This window comes from Methanosphaerula palustris E1-9c (assembly GCF_000021965.1).
In the GTDB taxonomy this organism is placed as follows: domain Archaea; phylum Halobacteriota; class Methanomicrobia; order Methanomicrobiales; family Methanospirillaceae; genus Methanosphaerula; species Methanosphaerula palustris.
The window spans coordinates 390,632-414,753 of record NC_011832.1 but is presented as its reverse complement, the minus strand read 5'-3'; the positions used below and the strand labels follow the sequence as shown (position 1 = coordinate 414,753).

32 protein-coding genes and 1 pseudogene are annotated in these 24,122 nt (G+C 57.3%); 12 read left to right on the top strand and 21 right to left on the bottom strand.

The window, feature by feature from the left end; all coding sequences use genetic code 11:
- Positions 1 to 14 precede the first annotated feature (14 nt).
- Genes MPAL_RS02030 through MPAL_RS02020 form a run of 3 tightly spaced genes read right to left on the bottom strand, consistent with a single transcriptional unit; the run spans position 15 to position 1,458 of the window.
- Positions 15 to 539, bottom strand: a complete 525-nt coding sequence (locus MPAL_RS02030; RefSeq protein WP_012617092.1) for a ZPR1 zinc finger domain-containing protein — start codon at positions 537 to 539, stop codon at positions 15 to 17.
- Positions 539 to 913 carry a cell division protein SepF gene (locus MPAL_RS02025; protein WP_012617091.1) on the bottom strand — a complete coding sequence of 125 codons (375 nt, stop codon included), beginning with the start codon at positions 911 to 913 and terminating at the stop codon, positions 539 to 541. Before MPAL_RS02025 ends, MPAL_RS02030 begins: the two co-directional genes overlap by 1 nt.
- 47 nt (positions 914 to 960) lie before the next feature.
- Positions 961 to 1,458, bottom strand: a complete 498-nt coding sequence (locus tag MPAL_RS02020; RefSeq protein ID WP_012617090.1) for an RNA-binding protein — start codon at positions 1,456 to 1,458, stop codon at positions 961 to 963.
- A gap of 117 nt (positions 1,459 to 1,575) precedes the next feature.
- Here MPAL_RS02020 and MPAL_RS02015 point away from each other — a divergent pair, with 117 nt between their 5' ends.
- From MPAL_RS02015 to MPAL_RS01995, 6 genes are all read left to right on the top strand, one after another.
- Complete coding sequence (locus MPAL_RS02015; protein WP_012617089.1) at positions 1,576 to 1,803, top strand: LSM domain-containing protein; 228 nt, start codon at positions 1,576 to 1,578, stop codon at positions 1,801 to 1,803.
- Positions 1,804 to 1,817: 14 nt separating this feature from the next.
- On the top strand, positions 1,818 to 2,000 hold the full coding sequence (locus MPAL_RS14940; RefSeq protein WP_012617088.1) for a 50S ribosomal protein L37e: 183 nt from the start codon (positions 1,818 to 1,820) through the stop codon (positions 1,998 to 2,000).
- Positions 2,001 to 2,008: 8 nt separating this feature from the next.
- On the top strand, positions 2,009 to 3,421 hold the full coding sequence (purF, locus tag MPAL_RS02010) for an amidophosphoribosyltransferase (RefSeq protein ID WP_012617087.1): 1,413 nt from the start codon (positions 2,009 to 2,011) through the stop codon (positions 3,419 to 3,421).
- Between the two features lie 94 nt (positions 3,422 to 3,515).
- Positions 3,516 to 3,857 carry a metal-dependent hydrolase gene (locus MPAL_RS02005; RefSeq protein ID WP_052292171.1) on the top strand — a complete coding sequence of 114 codons (342 nt, stop codon included), beginning with the start codon at positions 3,516 to 3,518 and terminating at the stop codon, positions 3,855 to 3,857.
- 3 nt (positions 3,858 to 3,860) lie between these two features.
- Positions 3,861 to 4,055 (top strand): hypothetical protein, encoded by a 195-nt coding sequence (locus tag MPAL_RS02000; protein ID WP_048145062.1) that lies wholly within the window; start codon positions 3,861 to 3,863, stop codon positions 4,053 to 4,055.
- A 33-nt stretch (positions 4,056 to 4,088) separates the two neighbouring features.
- Positions 4,089 to 5,057 carry a DUF1616 domain-containing protein gene (locus MPAL_RS01995; RefSeq protein WP_012617086.1) on the top strand — a complete coding sequence of 323 codons (969 nt, stop codon included), beginning with the start codon at positions 4,089 to 4,091 and terminating at the stop codon, positions 5,055 to 5,057.
- An 82-nt stretch (positions 5,058 to 5,139) separates the two neighbouring features.
- On the opposite strand, the gene MPAL_RS01990 is transcribed toward MPAL_RS01995, so the two are convergent.
- The 9 genes from MPAL_RS01990 to MPAL_RS01950 form a co-directional block, all read right to left on the bottom strand.
- Entirely contained in the window at positions 5,140 to 5,895 is a 756-nt protein-coding gene (locus MPAL_RS01990) for a hypothetical protein (protein ID WP_012617085.1), read from the bottom strand.
- The gene (locus tag MPAL_RS01985; RefSeq protein WP_012617084.1) at positions 5,892 to 6,335 is read right to left on the bottom strand and encodes a hypothetical protein; all 444 of its coding nucleotides are present in this window, start codon (positions 6,333 to 6,335) and stop codon (positions 5,892 to 5,894) included. Before MPAL_RS01985 ends, MPAL_RS01990 begins: the two co-directional genes overlap by 4 nt.
- Complete coding sequence (locus MPAL_RS01980) at positions 6,335 to 7,576, bottom strand: DUF58 domain-containing protein (RefSeq protein WP_012617083.1); 1,242 nt, start codon at positions 7,574 to 7,576, stop codon at positions 6,335 to 6,337. The genes MPAL_RS01985 and MPAL_RS01980 overlap by 1 nt, the downstream gene beginning before the upstream one ends.
- A gap of 4 nt (positions 7,577 to 7,580) precedes the next feature.
- Positions 7,581 to 8,555, bottom strand: coding sequence for an AAA family ATPase (locus MPAL_RS01975; RefSeq protein ID WP_012617082.1), 975 nt, complete (start codon positions 8,553 to 8,555; stop codon positions 7,581 to 7,583).
- Positions 8,556 to 8,557: 2 nt separating this feature from the next.
- Positions 8,558 to 9,454 carry a DUF4350 domain-containing protein gene (locus MPAL_RS01970; protein ID WP_012617081.1) on the bottom strand — a complete coding sequence of 299 codons (897 nt, stop codon included), beginning with the start codon at positions 9,452 to 9,454 and terminating at the stop codon, positions 8,558 to 8,560.
- Positions 9,441 to 10,403, bottom strand: coding sequence for a DUF4129 domain-containing protein (locus tag MPAL_RS01965; RefSeq protein WP_012617080.1), 963 nt, complete (start codon positions 10,401 to 10,403; stop codon positions 9,441 to 9,443). Before MPAL_RS01965 ends, MPAL_RS01970 begins: the two co-directional genes overlap by 14 nt.
- Positions 10,400 to 12,130: a DUF4129 domain-containing protein gene (locus MPAL_RS01960; RefSeq protein ID WP_012617079.1), complete on the bottom strand. Its 1,731-nt coding sequence runs from the start codon at positions 12,128 to 12,130 to the stop codon at positions 10,400 to 10,402. The genes MPAL_RS01965 and MPAL_RS01960 overlap by 4 nt, the downstream gene beginning before the upstream one ends.
- Complete coding sequence (locus tag MPAL_RS01955) at positions 12,127 to 12,390, bottom strand: hypothetical protein (protein WP_012617078.1); 264 nt, start codon at positions 12,388 to 12,390, stop codon at positions 12,127 to 12,129. The genes MPAL_RS01960 and MPAL_RS01955 overlap by 4 nt, the downstream gene beginning before the upstream one ends.
- Positions 12,391 to 12,695: 305 nt before the next feature.
- Positions 12,696 to 13,277, bottom strand: a complete 582-nt coding sequence (locus MPAL_RS01950) for a metal-dependent hydrolase (protein ID WP_012617077.1) — start codon at positions 13,275 to 13,277, stop codon at positions 12,696 to 12,698.
- Between the two features lie 742 nt (positions 13,278 to 14,019).
- Here MPAL_RS01950 and MPAL_RS16780 point away from each other — a divergent pair.
- The 4 genes and pseudogenes from MPAL_RS16780 to MPAL_RS01940 form a co-directional block, all read left to right on the top strand.
- A pseudogene (locus MPAL_RS16780) lies at positions 14,020 to 14,142 on the top strand (nucleotidyltransferase domain-containing protein); the annotation flags it as partial.
- A 73-nt stretch (positions 14,143 to 14,215) separates the two neighbouring features.
- Complete coding sequence (locus MPAL_RS16775; protein WP_236610498.1) at positions 14,216 to 14,368, top strand: hypothetical protein; 153 nt, start codon at positions 14,216 to 14,218, stop codon at positions 14,366 to 14,368.
- A gap of 13 nt (positions 14,369 to 14,381) precedes the next feature.
- Positions 14,382 to 14,702: a HEPN domain-containing protein gene (locus tag MPAL_RS17425; protein WP_095206378.1), complete on the top strand. Its 321-nt coding sequence runs from the start codon at positions 14,382 to 14,384 to the stop codon at positions 14,700 to 14,702.
- Positions 14,703 to 14,851: 149 nt separating this feature from the next.
- Entirely contained in the window at positions 14,852 to 15,094 is a 243-nt protein-coding gene (locus tag MPAL_RS01940; RefSeq protein ID WP_012617075.1) for a type II toxin-antitoxin system HicB family antitoxin, read from the top strand.
- Between the two features lie 9 nt (positions 15,095 to 15,103).
- Here the strand turns inward: MPAL_RS01940 and MPAL_RS01935 are convergent, their stop codons facing one another.
- Both MPAL_RS01935 and MPAL_RS16095 read right to left on the bottom strand, forming a co-directional pair.
- A complete protein-coding gene (locus MPAL_RS01935) occupies positions 15,104 to 15,931 on the bottom strand; it encodes a hypothetical protein (protein WP_012617074.1) in 828 nt (275 codons plus the stop codon).
- 42 nt (positions 15,932 to 15,973) lie between these two features.
- The gene (locus MPAL_RS16095) at positions 15,974 to 16,111 is read right to left on the bottom strand and encodes a hypothetical protein (RefSeq protein WP_158303606.1); all 138 of its coding nucleotides are present in this window, start codon (positions 16,109 to 16,111) and stop codon (positions 15,974 to 15,976) included.
- Between the two features lie 136 nt (positions 16,112 to 16,247).
- Between MPAL_RS16095 and MPAL_RS01930 the strand changes: the two genes are divergently transcribed.
- Positions 16,248 to 16,484 (top strand): type II toxin-antitoxin system HicB family antitoxin, encoded by a 237-nt coding sequence (locus MPAL_RS01930; protein WP_012617072.1) that lies wholly within the window; start codon positions 16,248 to 16,250, stop codon positions 16,482 to 16,484.
- A 323-nt stretch (positions 16,485 to 16,807) separates the two neighbouring features.
- On the opposite strand, the gene MPAL_RS01925 is transcribed toward MPAL_RS01930, so the two are convergent.
- Together MPAL_RS01925 and MPAL_RS01920 are read right to left on the bottom strand one after the other, a co-directional pair.
- The gene (locus tag MPAL_RS01925) at positions 16,808 to 17,134 is read right to left on the bottom strand and encodes a hypothetical protein (protein WP_012617071.1); all 327 of its coding nucleotides are present in this window, start codon (positions 17,132 to 17,134) and stop codon (positions 16,808 to 16,810) included.
- On the bottom strand, positions 17,124 to 17,621 hold the full coding sequence (locus MPAL_RS01920; protein ID WP_012617070.1) for a helix-turn-helix domain-containing protein: 498 nt from the start codon (positions 17,619 to 17,621) through the stop codon (positions 17,124 to 17,126). The genes MPAL_RS01925 and MPAL_RS01920 overlap by 11 nt, the downstream gene beginning before the upstream one ends.
- A gap of 119 nt (positions 17,622 to 17,740) precedes the next feature.
- On the opposite strand from MPAL_RS01920, the gene MPAL_RS01915 reads away from it, so the two are divergent.
- Positions 17,741 to 18,238: a hypothetical protein gene (locus MPAL_RS01915; RefSeq protein ID WP_012617069.1), complete on the top strand. Its 498-nt coding sequence runs from the start codon at positions 17,741 to 17,743 to the stop codon at positions 18,236 to 18,238.
- A 287-nt stretch (positions 18,239 to 18,525) separates the two neighbouring features.
- Here the strand turns inward: MPAL_RS01915 and MPAL_RS01910 are convergent, their stop codons facing one another.
- The 5 genes from MPAL_RS01910 to MPAL_RS01890 all read right to left on the bottom strand — a co-directional run bounded on the left by MPAL_RS01910 (position 18,526) and on the right by MPAL_RS01890 (position 23,995).
- Positions 18,526 to 18,873 carry a hypothetical protein gene (locus MPAL_RS01910; RefSeq protein WP_158303605.1) on the bottom strand — a complete coding sequence of 116 codons (348 nt, stop codon included), beginning with the start codon at positions 18,871 to 18,873 and terminating at the stop codon, positions 18,526 to 18,528.
- 48 nt (positions 18,874 to 18,921) lie between these two features.
- Positions 18,922 to 19,770 carry a hypothetical protein gene (locus tag MPAL_RS14120; protein ID WP_012617067.1) on the bottom strand — a complete coding sequence of 283 codons (849 nt, stop codon included), beginning with the start codon at positions 19,768 to 19,770 and terminating at the stop codon, positions 18,922 to 18,924.
- Positions 19,771 to 20,094: 324 nt separating this feature from the next.
- On the bottom strand, positions 20,095 to 23,271 hold the full coding sequence (locus MPAL_RS01900) for a hypothetical protein (protein ID WP_012617066.1): 3,177 nt from the start codon (positions 23,269 to 23,271) through the stop codon (positions 20,095 to 20,097).
- Entirely contained in the window at positions 23,255 to 23,644 is a 390-nt protein-coding gene (locus MPAL_RS01895) for a hypothetical protein (RefSeq protein ID WP_012617065.1), read from the bottom strand. Before MPAL_RS01895 ends, MPAL_RS01900 begins: the two co-directional genes overlap by 17 nt.
- Positions 23,645 to 23,653: 9 nt before the next feature.
- Positions 23,654 to 23,995: a hypothetical protein gene (locus tag MPAL_RS01890; RefSeq protein WP_012617064.1), complete on the bottom strand. Its 342-nt coding sequence runs from the start codon at positions 23,993 to 23,995 to the stop codon at positions 23,654 to 23,656.
- Positions 23,996 to 24,122: the final 127 nt, after the last annotated feature.

Here is a 24,122-nt window from a genome sequence, read left to right as displayed (position 1 = left end):
TTGGCCGGCCCCGATCACTCGGGTTTCGGTTCATAGACACATTTCTGTGCCTTCTCAGAGACGATCAGGCTGTTACCGGACGGATCCTCGAGGAAGAGTGTGACCGGGAACGCCCCTGCCTTGACCGCGGCGATCCGCTCCCGGATCAACGCGGCCTGAACCAGCTCATCACCCTCGGCCCAGCGTTCCGCCCCCTCAAGGACGGCGTCGATCCGGTCGAGCACCCCCTCGACATTCGAGACAAAGCCCTCACAGGCAGTACCCGGATCGATCGCGACTCCGAGTTCAGGAATCTCGATCCGGCCGGTCATCGACCGAACCACCCGGATCGAGAGATCCTCAGGTGACTCTACGGCGAGGGTCCACTGGGTGGGATCGGTCTGTTTGAGCGTCTGGGTATCCACGTACCGGTAGCCGCAGGAGGGGCAGCGCGCTGAAATAATCAGAATATCGGAAAAATAGGGGATCTCTTCGGTCTGATAGATATAGTCGATATCGGTAGAGCAGACAGGACAGGGGCCCGTAACGACGGTCCGCACTACTGCCCCCCAATCTTCTCACGGGAGATCTTGACAGACATCGGGGTGACCACCACATATCGCTGGTCTCCAAGTCCAACGATATCCCCGTTCACATCCTTTGCGACCTCTTTGAGGTCTTTTAAGACACGTTCATAGGTGACCTTGTCGAGCTTCAACTGTGCGATGTCGACGATCACAATGTTCCCATTATAGATCTCATCCTTGATCTTCGGGGTATCTTTGAGGCTGCTCACACCTGCGATCTTCACATACAGGGACGCAGGTTCTTCATCAGAGGATGCCTCGAACGATGCCAGGTCGAGTTCCATATAATCATCCTCTTTCGGAAGTGTAGACTTGCCAAGGAGTGAGTCCAGGATCTTAGTAGCCATGAAAAACTTGTATAATGAATTTTATTTAATAGTATCTCATTAATCAGTCAAACTTCGAGGTTCCAGATCTCATCCCCGACATGATGAACGCTCTGGACCATCTTTCCTGCTGTCTGCTGCATCAGATCTGCTGCATCGTAGAGAGCCACCCCAATGGCCAGGGGTTTGTTGTGCCGCTCCTCGACGATCACCACAGGGGCCCCGACCTTCACATCAGGTGTGACACTGACGATCCCCGGCCGCATGATATCGGCACCGTTCACCACAAACCTGACAGCCCCCATGTCCACAACGATCCGCCGGGAAGGGAACGGCCTGGCCACCGCACCCATCAACGTCGGGAAGACCCAGCCCTGGTTCTCAAACAGATACGGTTTTTTATCCACCAGATAGAACCTCATCTGCCCGGCAGTCTCTGCGATCTCGATCCGGTCAGAACTGAACAGATCGGCGTCGGTGCCAAGCTGCTCATGCAGCTGGTCCATCAGGCGGGTGATCTGTGCCTTCCGAATTGTATGCCGCTTCTTCACCTGTATCGCTGCCATTCCAGGTACTATCTGTACCAGAATATGATTAAGGGTGTGATGGTCCCACTGCGCTATGTTTAATTAGGGTGTTCGCTCAAGTATAGTACTCCAAAGAAGGAAGCATAGGGGAATCACATGACAAAGCGGCCGTTGGATATTTTAGATCAGGTCCTGAACGGGGAACCGGTAATCGTATCTCTGAAAGGGGACAGAGAACTTCGGGGGGTCCTGCAGGGCTATGATGTGCACATGAACCTTGTGCTCGACAAGGCAGAAGAAGTAACTGATGGGGCTACCCAGAAGATTGGGACGCTCATCGTACGCGGAGATAATGTGATTTATATATCTCCTTCGGGGAACTAGAGAGGCGGTAAAAGATGTCGAAAGGTACTCCATCAATGGGGAAGCGAAACAAGAAGACGCATATCGCCTGCAGGCGGTGCGGTAGCATCTCGTATCATGCACGACACAAAGTCTGCTCTGCTTGCGGATTCGGAAGAACAAGCAAGCTGCGCAGCTACAAGTGGACGACAAAGCGGTCAAAGATCCCCACCCACTAGAGTAGATCATGTGTGGAATCGTTGGCATCATGGATGCTGGCGGTGTATCCTTCCCGTTATATTATGCACTGTATGCCCTCCAGCACAGAGGCCAGGAGAGCGCAGGCATATCAACTTTTGATGGCACAAAGCTCTGTAAACACAAGGCAGAAGGGCTTGTTGCCGATGTGTTTACTCCAGGTATACTGCAGGGTCTGATCGGGACCGTCGGTGTCGGCCATGTTCGATACCCGACCACCGGCGCCAACGTCCCCGAGAATATTCAGCCTTTTAATTTCTTATTCAGAGAGCATGCCTTCTCAATCGCCCATAACGGGAATCTGGTGAACACCGTAGCACTGAGAAAGGAGTACGAAGAGAAGGGGCAGATCTTCTGCACCACCACCGACACCGAAGTGATCGCGAGTATCATCGTCGACCAGCTGGCGAACAGTGCCAATATCGAGGATGCGATCCGGATCTGCATGGAGAAGCTGCAGGGTTCGTATGCAGCCGTGGTGATGCTCGATGGTGTCCTGTATGCATTTCGGGATCCGCTCGGGATCAAGCCGCTCTGCATCGGCAAGACCAGGGAAGGGTATATGTTCGCCTCGGAGAGTGTGGCGATCGATGCCCTGAACGGGACGCTCATGCGGGATGTCGCCCCGGGAGAACTGGTCAGGATCGATCATGAGGGGCTGCACAGCACCCAGATCGCCATCGCCGAACGGCGTGCCCACTGTGTCTTCGAGTTCATCTACTTCGCCCGGGCCGACTCGATCATCGATGGTTCGCTGGTCTACGACGTCCGCAGAAGGATCGGCGGAAAACTCTTCGAAGAGGCGCCTGCCGATGCGGAGACCGTCTGCCCGGTGCCCGATTCAGGGACAGCCTATGCAATCGGCTATTCACAGAAGTCCAGGGTTCCGTTCATGGAGTCGCTGATGAAGAACCGGTATATGGGCAGAACCTTCATCATGCCGACCCAGAAGGAGCGGGAGAACGCTGTCAGGATCAAGTTGAACCCGATCAGGAAGCACCTGGAGGGCAAGTCGGTGGTGCTGGTCGACGACAGCATCGTCCGTGGCACCACCTCCCGCCGAATCATCGAGATGATGCGGGACTTCGGTGCACGGGAGATTCATGCCAGGATCGGGTCGCCGGCGATCAAGGCCCCCTGTTATCTCGGCGTCGATATGCCAACACGCAAGGAGTTGATCGCCGCGTCGCTCACCGAGGAGGAGGTTCGCGAACAGATCACCGCCACCACACTCCACCACATCTCGATCAAAGAACTGATCGAGGCGATCGGGATCAATGAGGAGAATCTCTGCACCGGCTGTCTGACCGGCTGTTACCCGGTCAAGATCGAGGGCGAAGTGGCCAACCCCTGCAGGGTGAGATTCACAAAGAGCACCTTCCAGTCCCACCTGGAGGTCTGACACTTTTTTTGCAGAGAGCAGGACGATCACCCTGACCGATATCTGCATACGATGACACACATTTTGATCTCTCTGCACTGCTCCATTGGCTCTTATGTCTGGAGTCCTGCGGGCAGATTGGGGTCCTGCTGAGGTCTATCCTCTTTCACCGGGTCTGCGGGCTCGTGATCGGATACCTGCTCGCAGACCGATATCATACGAGGAACCTGTCCTCCCCTGCATCGTCGGGGGGCTCCTCCCGGACCTGATCGACACACCGCTCAGTCTGCTGATTCTGAGCGGTTCGGTCGGGTCGGGTCGTATCTTCTCCCACTCCCTGCTCTTTCTGCTCGTGCTTGTGATCGTCGGCTGGGTCCTTCTCTCACGGTACCGGACCCCCGCACTCCTCGCAGTCGCCATCGGCGTGGCATCATACCAGGTGCTGGACCTGATGTAGGAGATGCCCGGGACCTGGATCTATCCCTTCCTCGGTCGATTCGAACCGATCGACCAGGAGAGGTGGTTTCCGGGTAAACTGCTGCTCGAACTCCAGAACCCGGTCGAATGGGTCTCAGCCCTCCTCCTCGCCGGCTACGCCGTATACCGGTTTCATCAGCAAATAACCAGCGAGGTGCTCTCGATCGGACTCAAATAGATCGAGACCCAACAATAATTGAAGATCATTGCTATGCCGCCACACCAGAGCCTCCGTGAGGGGCTGATACAGACCATCAGACCGCCGGCCGATCTGATCGCAGCTCTCGTCTGGACGGCACTCGCCCTGATCGCAGTCTACCTTCCAATCGTGAATCAGAGCCCACTCAGGATTCTCTTTGGATTGCCTCTCGTTCTCTTCGTCCCAGGGTACGTGCTCATCGCCGCACTCTTCCCCCGTTCAGACGACCTGGACTGGATCGAACGGATCGCCCTCTCATTCGGTCTCTCGATCGCAGTCGTCCCCCTGATCGGGCTTGGACTCAACTACACCCCCTGGGGTATCCGGCTGGACCCGATGCTGGTCTCCCTCTCCCTCTTCACGCTGGCGATGGCGGTCGCGGCCACCATACGTCGCCTCTCCCTCCCTGTAGAGGAGCAGTTAACGATCCCGGCAGCAGCGGTGGTGACCGGGATCAGGGCCGAACTCTTCGAGGCCGGCCAGAGTAAGGTCGACCGGGCCCTCTCGATCATCATGCTCATCTCGATCCTGACCGCGATCGGAACGACCGTCTACGTGATCGCCGTTCCCAAGGAGGGCGAACACTTCTCCGAGTTCTATATCCTCGGTGCCGAAGGAAAGGCCGCAGACTATCCAACCTCATTCGCACTCAACACCCCCCAGTGGGTCACCGTCGGGGTGGGCAACCACGAGTATCGGAACGTGACCTACACTGTCGAGGCTCAGGCCGTCAACCAGTCGTTCGACCCGGCCACCAACACCTCGACGATCGACCGGATGCAGGTACTCAACCGCTACCAGGTCACGCTCGCCCAGAACACCACCGACGAGCAGAAACTGACCTTCACGGTCCCCAAACCCGGGTATAACGAAATCCAGTTCCTCCTCTTCAATGAGACGGTCCCCAACGATTCAGTGACCGGGCAGGAGCGGATCGACCGGAGCGACCGCGACCTGCACCTCTGGATCAAGACCAGATGAAGGCGAACAGCCACCAAAAGAGGAGGGTTGAGGGGGATCAGGATCACCCGGTTCCCCGTTCGTTTCTCTATTTCTGTATTCTCTATAAAATCCTGAGCACGAGTTTGACCGACTGCTCGTGATCGTCGATCGAGACATGCTCAAGAACGCAGCCGCGATGAAGGCCGGCCACGGCCATGCAGGCGAAGAGGTTGCAGACCGGGCAGCCGATCATGGTGCAGCACTTGGGCGAGACTGCATGAACCGCCCGGCATCCCTCATAGAGCCGGTACCCGGAGATCTGGACGACGATACCATCCCCCTCGGGGGCGGCCACGATCCGGTCGGCGAGGCAGAGAACGTCCTCCCCCACCTCGCGGATCGCGGTGCAGAGTCCGTCGACCCCCTCAGGGATGACCAGGGCATGATCGCGCACCAGCCGCTCATAAAGGAGCCATCCCGTCGGCTGCAGTTGAACCCCGCCACCATTCTCCTCACCAATGAACGAGTAGTCATCTGAAGGAAGCACCGGGGGGGAATCCCCAACCGGCACCACCTGAACGATCTCCTCGTCGCGGAGGAGAAGGTGGGCATTGCCCTGGAGACCGAGATCCGTGCAGAGACGGGTGAGGTCGATGACCGGTCCGGCCGTGGCCAGCCCGGCCACCCATGGAACGACCGGTTCGCCACGGTACTGGGTCAGCAGGATCACCCCGCCGACGAAGGTTCCGACCCCGACCAGGACCAGGGTCGCACTCGTCATATCTCCCCGCCCGGTCAGGGCGGCGACGGCCAGCAGCAGGGCGGCCGCACCGATCAGTGCGGTGCCCCCAAGAAACGTGGTGCTGTACTCTTTCATACTCTCTCTCCTCCTGACAACTGTCGCTGCACCCAGGCCTCGATCCCCACCAGACAGAGAGCGACCACGGCAATCCCGACCACGAGGGCGAGGAGCGGCAGCAGCATGTGACGGACCAGAAGGACGGCGCCGGCTGAAACGGTGATGATGACGGCACCCATCACCAATTTTCTCCGATCCTCCACGCCGATCACTATTCCGGCGATCGCCGGCTGGAACAGGACACCGATCAGGGGGTTGGCCGTGCCAAGGGCGACAGCAAAGGCTTCACCCAGGCAGAGGGCGAGGCACCAGCCCCCCATCCCTGCCCACACCGTGCCGATGAACGCTGCCCCGAGGAGGGTGACGAGCACGTTCACCCAGAGGTCAGCACCGAAAAGCCAGGTGACACCGATGGCCACGCCTGCAGCACCGGAGAGGATGAGCCGGATGGGTTCCATCAGAGCACCTCCACCCGGGCATACGAACTGAGCCTGGCCAGAAGACCCGGCCCTGGGCGCGTCAGCAGAATCCTGAGGGTGCGGTCGTGGCGGCGGGCAGCCACGGCGATCAGATTCAGATGGCTGATCTCATCGGTCGCGGCCGTGTAGACGATCACCTCAGGGTGTTCGACACTGGCCAGGATCCGCCCGACCTCCTCCTCGAAGGCGAAGGCGGAAGATGAACCGAGGGTGGCACGAAGCACGGCGGCGAATCGTCGCGAAGGTTCGGAGACACCCCGTTCAGCTGCCCGAAGCCGCCGCTTGAGGACGATGGGATCATACACCCGGTAGAGGGGAGCAACGGAATCGGCCGGCCGGGACCGGAGGTTCCGAACCAGTGCCGGCAGGTCCTGCTCATGATACCAGAACCCGATCACCTCGCCACCTGCAATCACGAGGAGGGTACAGTGGTCGTACTCCCGGATCTCCCGTTCGATCGCTTCACCAGCGGCGAGGAGGAGATCTTCACCTCCCTCTGCTCCGACGACCGGGAGGTCGACGATCAGCAGAGGGGGACCTCCAACCTGGCTGTTTGGCTCGCGGACGAAGAGCCGGCCGTGCTTGGCCGAGAGTTTCCAATCCATCAGGGCCGGATCGTCCCCTGACCGAAATGGACGGAATGAACGGATCCCCTGTCCACGCAGCACCCCTTTCCGCTCGATCTCGAGTTCCCCGGCTCCTGATCCGGGCCCTTTTTCATGACGATAACTATCGGGCGAGTACACGGTCAGCATCGTTCCTGCAAACCGCGGGGCTGTGCAGAAGAGCGTTGTTGTGAAGAACCGATCCGCAACCTCAACCCGAAGTCCACGGAAGAAGACCTCGCCAGGGGCCATCAGCCGGATTCGGTACCGGCCCTCTCCACCCTTAAGAACCGTCTCTTTGGGATCGTGCACCGCCGAACGCGGGGGGAGGTCCATGATCCGGACCGCGAGCCCGGACACAGCCTCACCAGTCACCTGCACCCCGACCTCCACCGGAGTTCCCTGGCAGACGAGCCCCGTCCCAATGACCCGCTCGACAGCGAGGGTGTCCGCATACCGGATCGTGCGATAGAGAAAGAGCACTGCTCCCCCTGCGAGGAGGGCGGCGAGCCCGACCGAAGCACCGGCAGCTGCCGGGGCATCGAAGAAGAGCCCGATTGTGCCGAGCACGGCGGCGACGACCGCAGCCGACCCGGTCCACCGTGTCGGCCGCACCGGATCAGGCCACCTCGACCGTCTCGAGGATCTCCTGAACCACGTCGTCGGCCGAGATTTTGCCGATCTCTGCCTCCCGTTCCAGGATCAACCGGTGACCGAGGACCGGGCGGGCCATGCGCTTGACATCGTCAGGGATCACATAGGTCCTGCCGGCCAGGGCCGCAGAGGCCATGGCCCCACGGAGGAGAGCGAGCGAACCACGCGTGCTGGTCCCGAGCCTGATATCACCATGATTCCGGCTGGCGACCACGATGTCACTGATGTAGCGGATGATCGCATCGTCCACATACACCTCCTGGATAACGTGAGTCATATTCTGGACCCGCGCGATCGAGAGGATCGGTGCGATCTGCTCTCCGTAGACATCCCAGTCCAGGTGACCATCGCGATCACGGCGGAGGATCTCAGCTTCATTCTCCCGACCCAGATGATAGAGAGACATGCTGTAGTTGAACCGGTCCCGCTGCGCCTCGATCAGGTGGAACGTTCCCTCGAACTCCTGGGTGTTCTGGGTCGCAATGACAAAGAAAGGAGATTCAATGGGATAGGTTTTCCCGTCGATGGTGGCCTGGTGCTCGGCCATCGCCTCGATGAAGGCGGACTGAGTCTTGGGGGTGAGCCTGTTGATCTCATCGATCATCACGAAATTCGCAAAGATCGGACCCTTCTGCAGCGAAAACTTATGCGTTTCATTATCGTAGATACGGATGCCCACGATATCGGTCGGCTGAACATCGACTGCACCCTGCACGCGGCTGAACTGATACCCGATCAACCGTGCGACGATCTTGCTGATGGTGGTCTTGGCCGTGCCGGGCACGCCATCGATCAGGACGTGCCCCCCTGTCAGGACCCCGACCAGGATCAGGTCGACCAGATCCTGGTTGCCGACCACAAATCTGCCGAGGGTCTCCTGAGTCACCCGCCGGGCATCTGCGATCGCCCTGACCTCTCTCTCCAGTTCTTTCTGTTCCATGCTCAGTCCCATCCCCTTTTTCGTCTGCAGACATACCACGCGAGCATACCAAGCGCCAGCGCGGTGACCAGAATGATGGATGAAGATATATTTCGTACCCATAAAATCGTGCTGATCGGACCGCTCGCTGTGGAGGTCTGGCTGAGATGCTGGTCGACCAGGACGGTGCCGGGGGTCAATTCGTCGATCAACCGTTCGTTATCCCCGTCACGGAGGTGCTGCATGGCATTGATGAAGAGGCTCCCGTCCCCGATCACCACCACCCGGCCGCCACCGACCGGTTCGGTGGCCGCGATGGCGAACCTCCCGAGGGGCTCGGTTGGATCGGCCCGTCCGTTCCCGTTCTCATCGATCCAGGAGAGGAGCGAGGTCTCGAGGAACGGGGTTCCGCCGGTCACGACGACCGGGTGATTGAAGACGATCTTGGTGATGTTATCGGTGAATGGCGCCCCCACCACCGGGAAGCCGAGAGGTGCGGCCGAAACCTGGTACTCCCGGTCGAGGCTCGATAGGTTCCGCTGGTCGAGACGGATTGTTCCTCCAACCGCTTTGAGGAGGGCGTTCCCCTCCCCGAAGTCATCGGCAAGGAGGAGGGTGTTCCCTGCCGCTACGAAATCACGGTACGCCGTTGCCTCTCCAGCGGTCGGGGCACGGCCGGGTGCGATCACGAGCAGGGTCGTGTTGGTTCTGCCGGCGAGCGCTGACGGGTCACCGACCATCACGGCACCATGGTCTTCGAGCGTTTCAAAGAAAGCCGAGGTACCGTTCCACTGCGGGTTGTAGCGGCTGAACTCCACATCTGTTGCGGTGAGGTGGAGAAAGAGGACGACGACGGCGATCAGGAGGACTAGTCCGACCGCCCAGTTGACCACCTGACCTGAATGGTTACTGGTCGGCACGTTCCGACCCTGAGAAGACTGCGACAAAGAGGTCGATCATCTCTCTTCTGTCCTTCTCGACCGGGGTGTGTCCGCTATAGACGACCGCTTCGTAGATTGCAGTCATGGCCGTGATAGGAGCGGCAATCGGCGTCCCTTCGAACTGGACCCGGATCTCCCGGGGTGTCCGGGTCCTGAGGCGGGCGCCAGGCTGCTGCTGGTCCAGTCGGACCAGGGACTCCAGATAGATCGCCTCGATCCCTTTGCGAAGATCGCCGGCGGCGAGGGTTCTGGCGGTCTTTTGGAGGTCTTCGGTCTCAGCGACCGGCGTCACTTCGGGAAGGGGCGGAACTTCAGGTTCCGGCTGCCGCTCTCTTCTACGCCCCCGGCGCCAGAAGAAGAGGGCCGTCCCGCCGGCCAGCAGGACGATTACGCCCACTGCCATCGGAAGGAGGGGGAGTTTTACACCAGGAACCTCGATCATCACCCGTGAACTCAACGCCGGGCGAGTCTGGGAGGGGTCGACGGAGGAGACATTCGCGACCACCGAGTGGCGACCTGGCCCCACATTGACCAGCATGTTGAAGGTACCGCTCTCATCGGTGGTACAATCGAGGACGCCGTAGTCGTCGAAGAGCAGGTGGACCGTGGCGCCGGAGACCGGCCGGCCGGCCACCGTCACGTTTCCAGTGCAGAAGATGGGCGGCACTTCGCTGGCGTTGAAGAGGCTGACGCTGAGCTGGACGACCGGAATGGAATTCTGAACTGGGGTCGCGACTGTTCCGGACTCGTTCTGGGCAGATGCAGGTACCAGAGCCGGTTCATTCAGGTCCGGAGTCGATGTCACTTCCAGGGAGACCGTCGTATTCACGTTGAGTTCTCCAATGGGCACTGCTGCGGCCGCAAATCCACTGATTGAGACCAGGCCGATGAGTACGACCAGGCATAGGAGCAACTTCTGATTCCTCACTGACTTCCCTCTGTTATCACGTAGATAAAATCTTCGCGCACTCTGCGGATATCTTCTTCTGTTGGTTCCCGACCTGCATATCGGATCCGTTCGTGAACCCCGACGAGATCAGTTAGCCGGATCCCATAGGATGCTGCCGCAAAGTGACCGGCGATCTCGCGCGGAGTCTTCGACCTGAGATGGTGGCCGGGGTTTCGTGTATCGAGCTCCCGGACCAGCCGGCGGTACAGCCGGGTGATCGCCTCGCGCCCGTCGACACCTTCGACGAGAAGAGTCGCGGCCCCGATCGCCTCCTCCACGGTCGGCGCCGGGGGAAGCTCGACCACCGGCTCGGGAGGCTGTTCCCTTCGGTCGTGGAGGACCGCACCGACCTTCCGTCGCCGGCGGAGATAGAGATACGCGCCGATGGCTGCTCCCCCGATCCCAAGAACGTACAGGATCAGGGCGAGCAGCCCGAGGAGGGAGGGGACCTCGATCGTCACCGGGGCCGATTCGGACCCGTTCAACGGGAAACCGGCCGGGTCGAACCGGGTCTTTAGCACGTGGGTGCCCCCGGTCAGGTTCTGCACTGTCGTCCGGTACGAACCGTTCTCATCGGTCGTCACCTGTGCCGCCCGTTTCCCATCGAGGAGGACCTGGACCGGTGCGTCGACGACCGGCCGATCGTCCGTGGCGGTCAGGTTCCCGGTGCAGACCGCGCGCCAGGTTCCGTTCACCTCCACGAGAGGGGCGGCGAGGTCGAGCGTGGTGTTCACCTTCGTGATGGTGAAAGGATCTTCGTCCGAGAGGGCGACGCCGGCAGAGGCATAGGCCGTATGCTTCCCGGCTTCGATCTCCCCAACCCGGTACAGGAAGTTGAATCGCCCGTCCTCACCGGTCACCACTCCGGCGAACGGCTTTCCGTCCGAGAAGATGGTCACCTGAGTGCCGGCCGGCCCCCTGACCGTGCCGGCCATCGAGAGGAGGTCGCCGTAGACTCCATGGTCCGGCTCCACCTGGAAGGTGATCGCTGGAAGGCCGCCGGACTGCTGCTGGATCGCACGAATCGCCTCCGGGACCGAGGCGGCTCGTTCGTCCTGCACCGCATTGAGCGCAGCCACGATGGCCGCGAAGTCCAGGACCGACTGCTCGTAGGCGCTGGTGTTCTGTCCGTACTTCTGCGAGACGTTCACGACCCTCTCCTCCCGGGACGCGTAGCCCAGATAATTCGCCTGAACCTTCTTCCGGAGTTCCTCCCCCTGGAGCTGCACGGACCTGAGCATCGCCGTGTCCCCGCTCTCCTTGTACTGGACCTGCAGGGACTGGAGCTGGTCGAACTCTCCGGTCTGGTTCAAGAGCTGCTGCAGCGCCAGGTTGTTCGCCTGGTTGTCCCGCTGGAATGTGGCGACGTCGGTGTCGCTCATATCCAGCTTCACGACCAGGCCGCTCAGGCTCTGCCCTGACTTGAGGTACTGCTGCAGCGTGCGGTTGGCAGACTCAAAGTCGTTCAGTTTGATATCGAGGATGAGCGGGCCGGTGAGGTTCAGGCTGGTGGCCCATTCGGGAAGGACAAGCGCGCTGTCGGTCGTGGTCAGGTTCCCGGTCTCTGTCAGATCCTCGTGAAGACTGGTGATCGACGCGGTTTTGGCCGTGTACAGCAGGGGCTGCAGGGCAAAGAGGCCGGCGAGGGTGAGGACGAAGACCGCAAGACCGAGCGAGATGAGCCACTCGCGCCTGATTGAAGTCATCGGGCGACGATCTCCATGATCTTGTTCACGACAGTATACCCGAAGAGGAGGACACCCACAACGATCACGTACTTGATCCGACGCAAGGATCGCGACTGGACCGTGGCCGTGTCGATCATCTCGACGACGATGAGGAGGCCGATCAGGGCCAGGACAAAGAAGATTTCAAGGTCGAGCACCTGATTCAACAGCATGAAGGTCGTGATCACAGCGAACCATATGATGAGCACGATGACCGGAATACGCTGCGTGGTGCTCATACTCCCTTCATAGTACACCCTCGTGAGACATATGCGTATCTGTTTTGATGTGGTTCTCCCAGCTCGTCTCACTTCAGTGTCAGTGGAATGCGATCTGGACGATGAGGAGAGATGTTAGACCGACGAACGCACCCCTTTTCTCTCCCATCTCTTCTTTGCGTCGTGGTCAATGCCGGCACATCGAGCCTTCAGCGTCCCCTCAACAACCCTTGACCTGTAAACAAGAGTCAGTGCGTCCGAAGTTCCCTGCCCTAACAGGATGCAAGATTGAGTATCAACTAGTAAGGTAATTTATGCTGAATATATCAATTAAAAAATTTTGTGTACACTCTGTTCGGCATATACCAGCGAATCCAGGTTCTCCCTTCAATACGCGTTCTGATCAGTACTGCCGCACCAAGGAGCATCAGACCGATAATGAGTACTCCAGTATTTGCAATTCCAAAAAAATTTCTAATATAGTATTCCTCAGATTGTATCTGGGTGAGGATACCAAGACCCATGATCTTTGATGAGAACGGCCAGAGGAATCGGTATCCCATCCTGTACACCAGCGCATCTTCAAACAGGTGAGCACCGAACCCAATGACAGAATAAACGAACGCTTCAATAAATTTTATTCCCAGCGGGTGCAGTAAGAATGCCACTATTATACCAAAGATTACCATGATGGCGATATTATGAAAATCGCCGTGAACGATCTTATGGCCCTCATACAGCAGGGTAAATCCAAACTGATTCAGAATAGGATTCGCGATGATGTCACTATCCGGAGCCCATGAACAGAGAATGATTATCCAGGAATAATCTCTCCCCGTATAGTGAAGAAAAACCATTCCAATAATGATTGCAAGGGCACTGGAGTAGATGATATGTTCTGCGAGCATGATGAAAAGAATACTTCAGCTACCAGATTCGCTTTTAACGTTATTATTGATTTGGTGAACTAATATCTGCACACAAGGGTCCCGTCGGATCAGTTCTCCTGTACCTTTTCTCTGATGAAATCCCGAACAATACCGCGAAAGGTGCCCATCGTCTGACCAGTTCTTATGAAGTCGCCGGCATACGTGTTTAAGGTCCAGTCTGATGTATTCTGAACGAGAAGATTCCAGAACCCTGCGAGGTGTTGACAACTCTCGTGCGAGGGCTTCAGGGATTATATGACATTATGTCCCCAGGAGATGAAATATTTTCACGGTATATATCCGGGCGCTTAGGCGTCTTCTTCACCAACCATGCCGGTTGCAATGTCGATGGAGGCCTGGAGTGCAAGAATCATCGCGTGGCAGGCCATACATAGACCAGATATCGGTCTCCTCTGCACATTACGCAAACGGTATAGTCTGATAACGCCGCCATGCAGTGAGTGCCTCATCACGTGTCTGGATCTGGGAGAGGATCTGCATGATCAGTCAGGCCCGGGCACGGCATTTGTGATCGAAGAAGTCAAACGAGTATTTCATATCTTGATATGCAATGAGGAAGCGGGTCTCGCAATCGAAACGCTCTCCTTTTGGTTCTCGTATACACCGGACGTGGACAATAACGATTCCTGCGGACAGATATGCATATATGATTCAAGATAAATGATTCTGAACAGGCAGAAGTTTAGTCCTGGGGGGATGTATGCAGATGGGAAGAAAAATCCACAAAGAAGTGTTAACCGAGATCCTCAGGCGCATTGTGGATGTCGCCAGACCAGAAAAGATTATTTTGTTTGGCTCGACAGCACGGGGAGACAGGGGGCCAGACAGCGATCTGGACCTGCTGGTGATAAAATCCGGTGACTATAACCCGCGAACTGTCGCTGCAGATGATTTACATGAAACTGTACGGGGTAGGTCAGGCAGTCGACCTGATCGTTGTGACACCGGAACAGGTGCGGAAGTATGCCAGCTCCCCGTACCTGGTCCTGCACCCCGCATTGCGTGAAGGGAAGGTTCTCTACGATGTCAGCACGGTTTCCACCGGATAGTCCGGAAGAGTAGATCCGAAGAGCGCACAGCAGCCTATCGATTGCCCATTGCTGCAGACCGAAAATTTGCCTGGAAGACCTCTGCTTTCAGGCACAACAGGCTGCAGAAAAGGCGATCAAGGCTGTATTTATTGTCCGTGCACTCCCACTTCCTTACATTCACGATATTTCAGATCTTCTTCATCGTCTTGAAAGGAGCGGGCTCCCCGTCCCGGATGCAATTAAATCTGCACCGAGTTTTGAAATTCCGGTAGGCGATGCGGAATATACCGAAGCGCTTGCCGAGTCTGTGGTACTTCGAGCAGAAAATATACTCAACGATAAGAGATCCTGAATTTTCTGATCCTCATTTATCAGGTAGAGAAGGTAACTTCGATCAAAGCAGCAGAAAGCCCGCGACTTTTGTCGTGGGAGTATGGCCATTTTTTATGTGATATCAGGCTCAGTGCTTCACGAGCGGACTGGAATCCACCTATTCCGCGGATGAGACGAGTGAGATACCTGTATTACTGCATCCTCCTTCGGAGAGAGTCAAAGGGCGGGTATACGGTGAACGTCCCGATGCTTCCGGACTCTGGGTTCACCTACGGGGAGACGATCGACGACGCGATAGCGAGGGCAAAGGATGCTATCGAACTCTCTATCGGGGACTTCCGGAAGAAAGGGGATTCTCGACCGGAGAGAGGTTGCTGGAATACCACCCTCACGATCGAATCCCAGGTATGAGGTTCCGCTTCACCGTCGCCGGCATGCGACCATCGCGATGACGACCCCCAGGACTCCAACGATCGCACCAGCCCCGGACTTCTGCGTCGGGGTCTGCAGTGGACCGAGCGCGATCTCCTTGCCGTAGACCTTTGCCGTGTTCGCGAGCACCGAGATGGTCAGGGTCCCCTCAGTCACTCCATGAACGGTAAATGAGATCGTCGCGTCTGAGGCCCCCTGTTTAACCCCGGTCAGGATCAGGCTGGAGCGGACGGTGGTCGCATCGGGGAGGACAGTGCCGCTGACCGCGATCTCGTCGTAGGTGCCGGCCGTGATCGAGACGTTCTGTACGGTCGAGAAGAGCCCGTTCTTCGAATCCCCCCCGACCTTCGCCTGGGTCTCGCCCCTCCGGACGACGAGCGTGTTCGTCACGGTGTTCTCAAGGTTGGCCGTGACCGTCCCCTTGTCGAGGGTGAACGGCATCGAGAGCTGATTGGTGGAGAACGAGAAAGCGCCCCCGGGCGTGGTCGCGAACTCTCCGTCCATCTTGAGGGAGAAGACGGTGCCGTTCGGCAGGTCGTGCAGGTGGACGGTGACCTGGTCCCCGTCGACGACCCGGTCGGGCTGGATCTCGACGGTGATGGCGCCGGCCGTGCCAGTGAGGATACAGAGGGCGAGCAGGATGAGGAGAAGACGCTGCATATGATCACCTATAGACGGCGGAGTATATAGGGTTCGAGGATTCATGATCGGGGAGGAACCCGGGAGGGTGCATGCCCGGGGTACCTCCGGCACATTGACCCGGAGAAGGTGTTCCGGGATCTCCAGCCCAACGCCGTCTGCGAACTCGTCCTCCATGCGATGAGGAATTGAGGATAAGATGTTTGTCCGGGCAGTGCATCACTCGGGCGAGGGGGTCGCCCGTGCGATCCTCTGGCCCGGTGTCGGAGTCGCCGGCGAACCGAGGGTGATCTTCTTATCGTAGATCTTCGCGATGTTCGCCAGCACCGGGACTGTCAGCGTCCCCTCCAGCACCACGCGGACCGCGAACGAGATGATCGCGTCGATGCCCCCGCTTAACCCCAGGCACCCCTGCTCGGTTACTATTTATTAGACCTCGGGCAAGATACTTCACGAGCAGATCAGAGTCTGCATGATCCACGGGTGATACGAGATGAGATACCTGAATTACCGCATCCTGCTCCGGAAAGAGCCGGAGAGCGGATATACGACGGTGACTGTACCGATGCTTCCAGGCTGCGTCACCTACGGGGAGACGATCGATGACGCGATAACGATGGCAAGGGAAGCTATCGAGCTCTCTATCGAGGACCTTCAGGAGAAGGGCGAGGATATCCCGACCGAGGAGGGGTTGTTGGAATACATCCTCACCATCGAAGCCCATGCCTAAGGTTCCAACACTCACGCCTCATAAGGTCATCCGAGTTCTGGAGAAGAGAGGGTTTGTGCTGAACCGGGTGAAAGGTATAGTGTTAAACGCAACATCCTTGACCAATCGTAGACTCAATAGAGTCGAAGATTGGTCTATTTAGGGATTGACTGCGTTCAACAGTATTCGCAGAGTCCTCCGGACTCTTCTCCCATCTGATTCCCTCTTACGGATGAACGAGATATTTAAGAAAACCTGATATGTATCAGGTGTGGGGCACCTACTGTTTTCTCTGCCGGATTTCACCGGCGACTGGAGGCGCCGGCTCCTTCGAATGCCACAGATCACACGGGTTTTTGATCCATCTCTTCGTCGTCCGCTACCGCGCTACACGCCTCATATCGGGCTGCCTGGGTTCCCATCCAGCAGGCAATACTGACAAAAGTCTCGGGCGACATCCGGAGCTCGGCGAGAAACATCCTGACCACCGCTGCCGGGGTCATCGAACCGTCTGCGGCGATCGTCATCTCCGGGCGGTCCGCATAGAGGAGGATCCGTGCCTGGGATGGGTCAAGTCCGCCGAGGATGCCATCCACGTTCAAAACGGGCAGATCTGCCGGCTGAACAATCCGGAGCGGTAACCTGTCATCCTGAGTTTCATTAGATGGCATGCGGCATCACCATCATCATGGATCTCGATGCTTGCGTGTCTGTCGAGCTCCAACTCGAATACGCCGATATATCTGTCAGCCCCCCCTTCTTGAACGTATGAATTGGGACTGTCATAAACTCGCGCGAGATCACGCGCCCCTTTGAAGGCTGCGGCAGAACCGACGTAAAGAGCCCCCGCATCATCGAACGACCGAGCGCCGTCGGTACATAGACAGAGCGGACCGTATCTCCGACGGCATCGATCGTAGGAGCACGCCGTTCTATCAGCCCGGCCGTCGTCAGCGCCTTCAGGTGACGGGTGATCTCTCCTGAGGATTCCGTCTCAAAGAGGCGTTTTATCTCAGTAAAACTGATCGACTCATGGGTCAGGATCCCCGCAAAGACCGCCCAGACCTTGTCGTTCGATAGAGGTGCCACCGCATTTCTGATCTCCTGGGGCACCTTCCCACTATAGATCCTGATCGCATCCGCGCTCATGCCACTCATTGTCCTCCCCTCTCTCGCACATAGTCTCATAAGTGAGACCCACATATAGGGTTTCTGGTTTTTAAGTCACACATTTGAGACTATATGTAATTATACCAGAACAGTTCCCATCTCAAACCATGGACTTCTTTCTCACCCTGGCCGGCGAACAGCAGGCGTCGTCAGCCCTGGTGCGGTCCATTCCAATCGGGATATTCGGGTCCTTCGCGCCGCGGAACCTGCCGCTTCTGGAAACACTCAGGAACCGGCTGATTGTTGATGGCTATTCTGCCCGCATCTCTCTCGATCTGGATATTGAGCACCCCTGCGGGGAAGGCGAGAACCCGGATGATTATAACCTCAGGATCAGTCACCTCCTCCTCGACCAATCTAGGATTCACCTCTTTGTCTTCTTTTTCGAAGTGGGTTCTGAACATTGCATCAACCAGTCTGCATCGATGGAATTCGAGCGACTCTGTGAACAGAAGCGCACGCAGGACATGTTCATCCTGATCGAGGAGGGCGTGTTCGAGCAGGCCAGCGGGTACTTTCGTGGACGCTGGGGCTCAGACAAGTTCCGGCATCCCCTGGGAACCTTTCATTCGAACCGAAGAAAACCTGTTTGCGAAAGCCACTGATGTCGAGACACTGATCCGGCAGTTCTGTCTCCAGAAGATCCTCAGCTGGGCCGAAGGTTCAGCGAGCCGGGAATGAAGATCACATCCCCTGAGGCCGGCACCAGGTGATAGGTTCACCGATCGAGACGGGCACGGAAGCAGATACTATCCGGGAATATCTCCGTAAGATCGAGAAGGGAATTCTGTGTGGTGAATTGTCGAAGACCTGACAACTGATACCTGCCAGGTTTTCTCAGCATGCCCTGATCGGGTAGGGCCCTCTCTCTTCTGGTTCTGGAGGCTTCTCTTCAGGATTGGATCATAATAATGAGATATTGCATAATTTCTCCAACTGAAATCGCTATCGCATAACTCATAAGCGTCCCCATCAAAAAATATTCAACGATGCCTCGTGGACTTTTTTCAAATCTGAATATCGATTTGGCAGTGATCAGAAAGCCAATAGCTACAAACTGATCCGTTAACATAAAGATGAGTATTAAAAAACGTTCGAAATAACCGATGTAGGTTCCTGCATGTTTCTGTGAAGAATTGAGCCCGGTCTCATCTTTTTTAAATTTATTCTCAAATTCAAAATTTTCTAAAAATCGACGTATTGCATAACCACTTGGCCACAGTATGATGATATACCCCACCAATAAAATTAGATAGAGAAGATACTGGTACAACATCTCTCACCATCACTATTTCTGTGCCGATCCCTGATATTGTTTAAGTCTGGCTTCAACTTTCCGGGATAATGCATCGTTTTTTGAAAGGGAATTTAATTCGGCATCGGATAAATGACGATAACCAAGGTTCCACATGACTTCTGCTATTCGCTTCGCAGCAAGATCCAGATTTTCTGATCTGTTATTGGTTGTAATTTCCGTTTGTTTCTGGATTTCACGAGAGATGATCTCTTGATATCGTGAAAAGAATTTTTGTAGTAACGAATAATTACTACCATTCAGTCTTAACGAAACTGCGGCCTGAGAAATGCCTAATTTCTTTGCAACCTCCTCTTGATTTTCGCTGATTACATACTCCTTTACGGCCTCAGCCTGGCCAGATGTCCATTTCTGAATTATTCCATCAGTTAATGCGCATTCAGTATCGAATTCTCTGTTTATTTCATCTCCAAATGAGGTCCTGATGATAAGATTTTGTTTCATATCTTTTAATTCATCTAACCAGACACCGGATTTGATAAACGCCTCTCCCAGAGAAGCATCCATATCTTCAACCGTGCCAATCCCGATTGCAATTCTCGCATCACGACGAAATTTTGCTTTACTATCACGGATCAAATCCGCACGAATATATATCGCTGCTTTGAGAGCGATCTCAGGCTGTAGAAGAAGTCCCTGAAAACTATCGCCACGGGAGATCATCAGATCAAAATTACTCTGATTATGAGCTTCGCCCATTATTTCTTTAAACGTCTTAAACCCAGATCTGAGATCAGCGAGGGTCGACGTGAGCGCCTCAGTCAAATACGTTTGAGATTTTACCAAATCTCCCGTCAATACCGCGACGATCTCTGTTCCCATGGTATCCAACCTTTTTTTTTAGTTAAAAAAAACCTTATATTTCTAAAATATAAGTCTACATCTTAATATGAGACATTAAAATTCTTTCTGTCTTACGGTGTGTCCAGATATCCCCGGATACCAGGGAGTGATAACGTCCGATCGTCCGTGGACTCTCTCCGATCTGCTTCACCGTCGCCGGCAGGTGACCATCGCGATGACTCCCAGCACCCCGACTATCGCGCCGGCTCCGGACTTCTCTGGCATCTGGCCCGCCGGCACCGAGAGGGTCAGCGTCCCCTCTGGCACCGATCGCCGAAAGGTTCAGTGCCGGTAATGGAGATCTTATCGAATATCCACCTGCTCTCTCACCAGTTTCTCATAACAGACCGAGCAGATCCCGGTCCCGCTGCCGGCGTGGTTGTATGTTGCCGCCTGGAGCCCGCAGACTGAGCACCGGCCGAAGAGGCCAGCATCGACCGACTCAACCTCGTCCAGCGGGATCACACCCGGCAGGACCTGGATGGCGGCCTGCTCACAGGCCCGGGCCCGGTTATAGCAGCCCCGGCAGATATTCCGGCTCTTCTCCTTTGGACCCCGGGCCTTCCGGGCCTGGTAGCGTTCGGTGTAGTGGACCACCCGGCCACCGCAGACCGGGCACGGCTCGATCAGGGGACCGCCCGGGATCAGGGAGTAGTCACCCGGGTTCACCTGGGCGAGGGTCAGTGGTGGGGCCGGCCGTGCCGGTTCACCGCCTGCCATACTGGTGACCGCAGCATCTCCGCAGTCTTTGCAGGTGGTCGCAGCATCTTTGCAGTTTTTGCTGCTGACTTTTGGAGGTGATTGCCGGCCCTGTTTTTGAATCAGGTTGCGGATACCAGTATTTGATGTTAGGTCGCAGTTTTTTTCAGGAACACACACACCCGCACACACCCTTCCTTCCGGTGAGGGTGCGGGGTGCGTGCTCTTCATTTCTGCTGCGTTTAACGATCCTTCTCTTTGTACGCATAATGATTTATCATCCGTTTCCGCAGAAAGGGCCGGATTGTCGGTTTTTATGGTCGCAGTTGAAACTGCGTTTATGCTGCGTATATGCTGCTGATGCTGCTGACAAGTGTTCGACCGCGGATCGGGATCCCGGTCCCGGTCTCCGGGCTCGTCCAGCCAGACCACCTGACCGCCGGTCTGCCAGCGCCGGTAGACCTGCAGGTCGAAGGAAAACGTGGTCTCGCGCCGATGGATCGTCCGGACCGTTCTGTCGTCGTCCTCATCCCGTATGCTGACCGACGTATCCATCTTTGCAATCGCCGGGCACTTCTCCAGGAGTCCAGGGCGATGGATGCCCCGGTCTCCGTATCCGACCAGCATTCTGCGGACCGAATCGTACGAGAGTTTCGTCAGGTTCATGATCTTCTGTACGGTAAACTCCGTCTCCCCGGTCGCCGCGAGCAACCGCAGAACATCATCCTCCCGCCGGGTCAGTTTCGCGTCCTGCGACCCAGATACCGTATGCAGGGCCGTGAAGATGGCCGCCGCGGTCCTGAAGTCGTCCTCGGTGGCGTATATCCGGGTTATGCCGTCCTGCAGGTCCCGGCGGTCCCGCTGGAAATATCTGAGCATGGCTGCGGACTGGATCATGTCAGTCAACATCCGGGAGTTGCGCCGGTTCCGGGCAGATGAGAAATGGATCCTGAGCGCAAACCGGGAGAGGTTGACGTCGACCAGTCCGACGCTCTGAAGGATCGTCCACAGTGCCTTACAGACTGCGATCTCGTGCAGCTCACCGATCGGTTCGTCTTCGTCCCGGGCCAGACGCTCAAGAATGCCGGCCAGGACAGCCCGATCCTGTTCATCGGAGTCGTCGACCCATGGCATGAGCATCCGGTTTTTGACCTGGTCGTCGCCGACTCCTTCGACCCTGGCAATCCACCAGATGCAGCGCTCCGGGATGTAACAAATCTGTGGTTTTCTATCTGTCGTGACGGTGCGATGTTCGATCGGTTTTCTGAAATCAGTAGTGGCTTCCTTGAGCACTTCCTGAAGGGAGTCTGAGAGGTCCTTGTCGTCGATGAGAAAGACCGTCTGGGGCTTCAGGGACTCACCCATGTAATAGAGGGATTTGTCGGAGAACGAGCCCTTGATCTTCCACGCGTCGGGGAGCTGCCTGAGCATCACCCGGTAGCCGTCGCTCTTCCCCTTGCCCGACTCACCGGTCGTCATGACGTGCAGCCCTTCGGATGTTGCGACCAGGCGGGACGCAAGAGAGAGAGCCAGGCAGTGAGCCAGGTCCCGATCACCGACGTGCTCAAGGTTGAACGTGTCGACCATGTACGCGAGCGGGTCGCCGGTCTCCAGGATCTGCCGGGCCTCGGCCAGGACCGCTTCATCTGCTGCATCGGTCTCAACCGGTGCTGCGTCATCCCGGCCGGCCACCGCCTCTCTCGCTGTAGCCTTCTTCTTTCTGTAGGCCGCCCCCTTCTCTTCAGGGGTTATGGCGGAGACCTTCGGCTTCTCGTACATCTCCCGGAGTTCGGGCCACCGCTGCGACCCGCCGCCGCACGAGGCGTGATGGCAGCCGGCATGGATTGCCCCGCTCGCGAACTGGATCGCAAACGCCCCGTCGGTGTGGGCTGATGAGAACGGACAGGCGTCGAGTCGGTAGAGATCGCCGCCCCGGTAGGGCCGGCGGTCGATGACACCGAGGTCGTGGTCCCGGAGCCAGCCGGCCAGGTCGATCTTCTCGCCAACCTGGCGGCTGGTCCCCCTGTTCGAGGGTGCCGGCGCTGCTGTGTCTCCTCCTGGATCGGTGATCGCCAGGGCTGCGAGCTGCTCCCGTGTCACGATCGCGATCGGGTCCGGCATCGACAGCAGCCGGCTCCGTCGGTGTGGTCGGGATCTGGTGTTGTCACCCTTTCTTGCGACGGTTCCGTAGACTTTCCAGATCCGGCTCGCATTGAAGACGGCTGTATCGACGGAGGCCCTCGCATCGGAGAAGAGACCGTCGAGTCCGACCAGGGCGGCCCTGATCAGCGCCGTCACCTGCTCGTCGTTCGGGAGGTCCACCCGGTACAGGAGGTGAGCACCGTTGCCGGAATCGCCGGCGACCGGGGCTGGCCAGCCCCTCTCGCCCAGGGCTGCCGCGATCTCAGTCGCCCGGTCCAGCGCTGCCTGATGTTCCTCATCGGATGAGGAGACCCCGGATGGCCGGGCCGGGTCGATGTCGATCAGGAACCAGCGCCGGCTCAGGATATCGCCATCGCTCGTCGAGGAGTCCTTCTTGGCGAGCGGTCCCTTGATCCGGTTCGCCCGCCTCGCCAGGAGGTCGGGCAGCACCGGGTTCGGGGTCAGGTAGATCCCGTCTGGGTTCGCCGCGTCGAGTGCTTCGATCGCCTTCCCGGCGGTATCGAGGTCGTCGAAGTAACCAGAGGCGATGCGATCGCCCGTCCAGCTCCGGACCTCGAAGACCTGACCGGGAGCGACCAGCACCTCGAGACCCCGCCGGATCTCAGAGCCGGTGTTCATCGTTCTCACCTATCTCCTGAATTCCACCGGGGTAGACGGCGAAGTACCGCCACTGGTCCGCCATGGACCAGATCCAGAGATCGGCGGCGACGATCGGCGAGATGTACCGCCGGAGTTCATACTGATCCTCTGCATACGTCGCGGCAACCTCAGCGAGGGAGCCGGCCGGCATCTTTCGTCGCCTGATGCAGACGAACCTGAAATGGTCGCCCTTCATCGCGATCAGGTTCACGCCCGGGTAGCGGCCGTCGGTCCGGATCACCCTGTACCCGAGTTCCCGCAGACGAGAGACTGCTTCATGTTCGATGGCACTTCGTCTGAGGTATGCATAGACCGGCTCTGCACCAGGATCAACGACTGTTTTTGCTGACATCTCGCTACCTCACCCCCTCGTCGGCCGGTATCGCGAGCGGGTCTGATCCCGTGCGTCTGCAGCGAGAGCAGATCTGAGAACAATATATAATGAACACGATAGGAGACGGATCGTCATCCCGGCCGGACTTCCATCCAGACCTGACCGTGAGAGGACGACCGTCCCGCCAGCATCAATGACAGCTGCTGTATTGTGCACGAACACCAGATTGCCTGATGCCTCGTGATCGGGGTGTACCGCCCGGTCGGCATGATAGAGCCTGACCGTTCCGTTCAAGCCGGGGGCGACGGCCCTGACCGGCTGCTCTGGGATCTCTTCGGGTCTGCCTGATGAATAGACAATTTTTTTCATTTTTTTCACCTTATTGCGAACCTTATTTCGCAATTCAACTATTACCCGCACTTTTGCATATACCTGAGTTCAGCGGGAGAATGTCCTTTCTGGACCAAAATATTTTCACCAAAAAATTGCCGGTTTC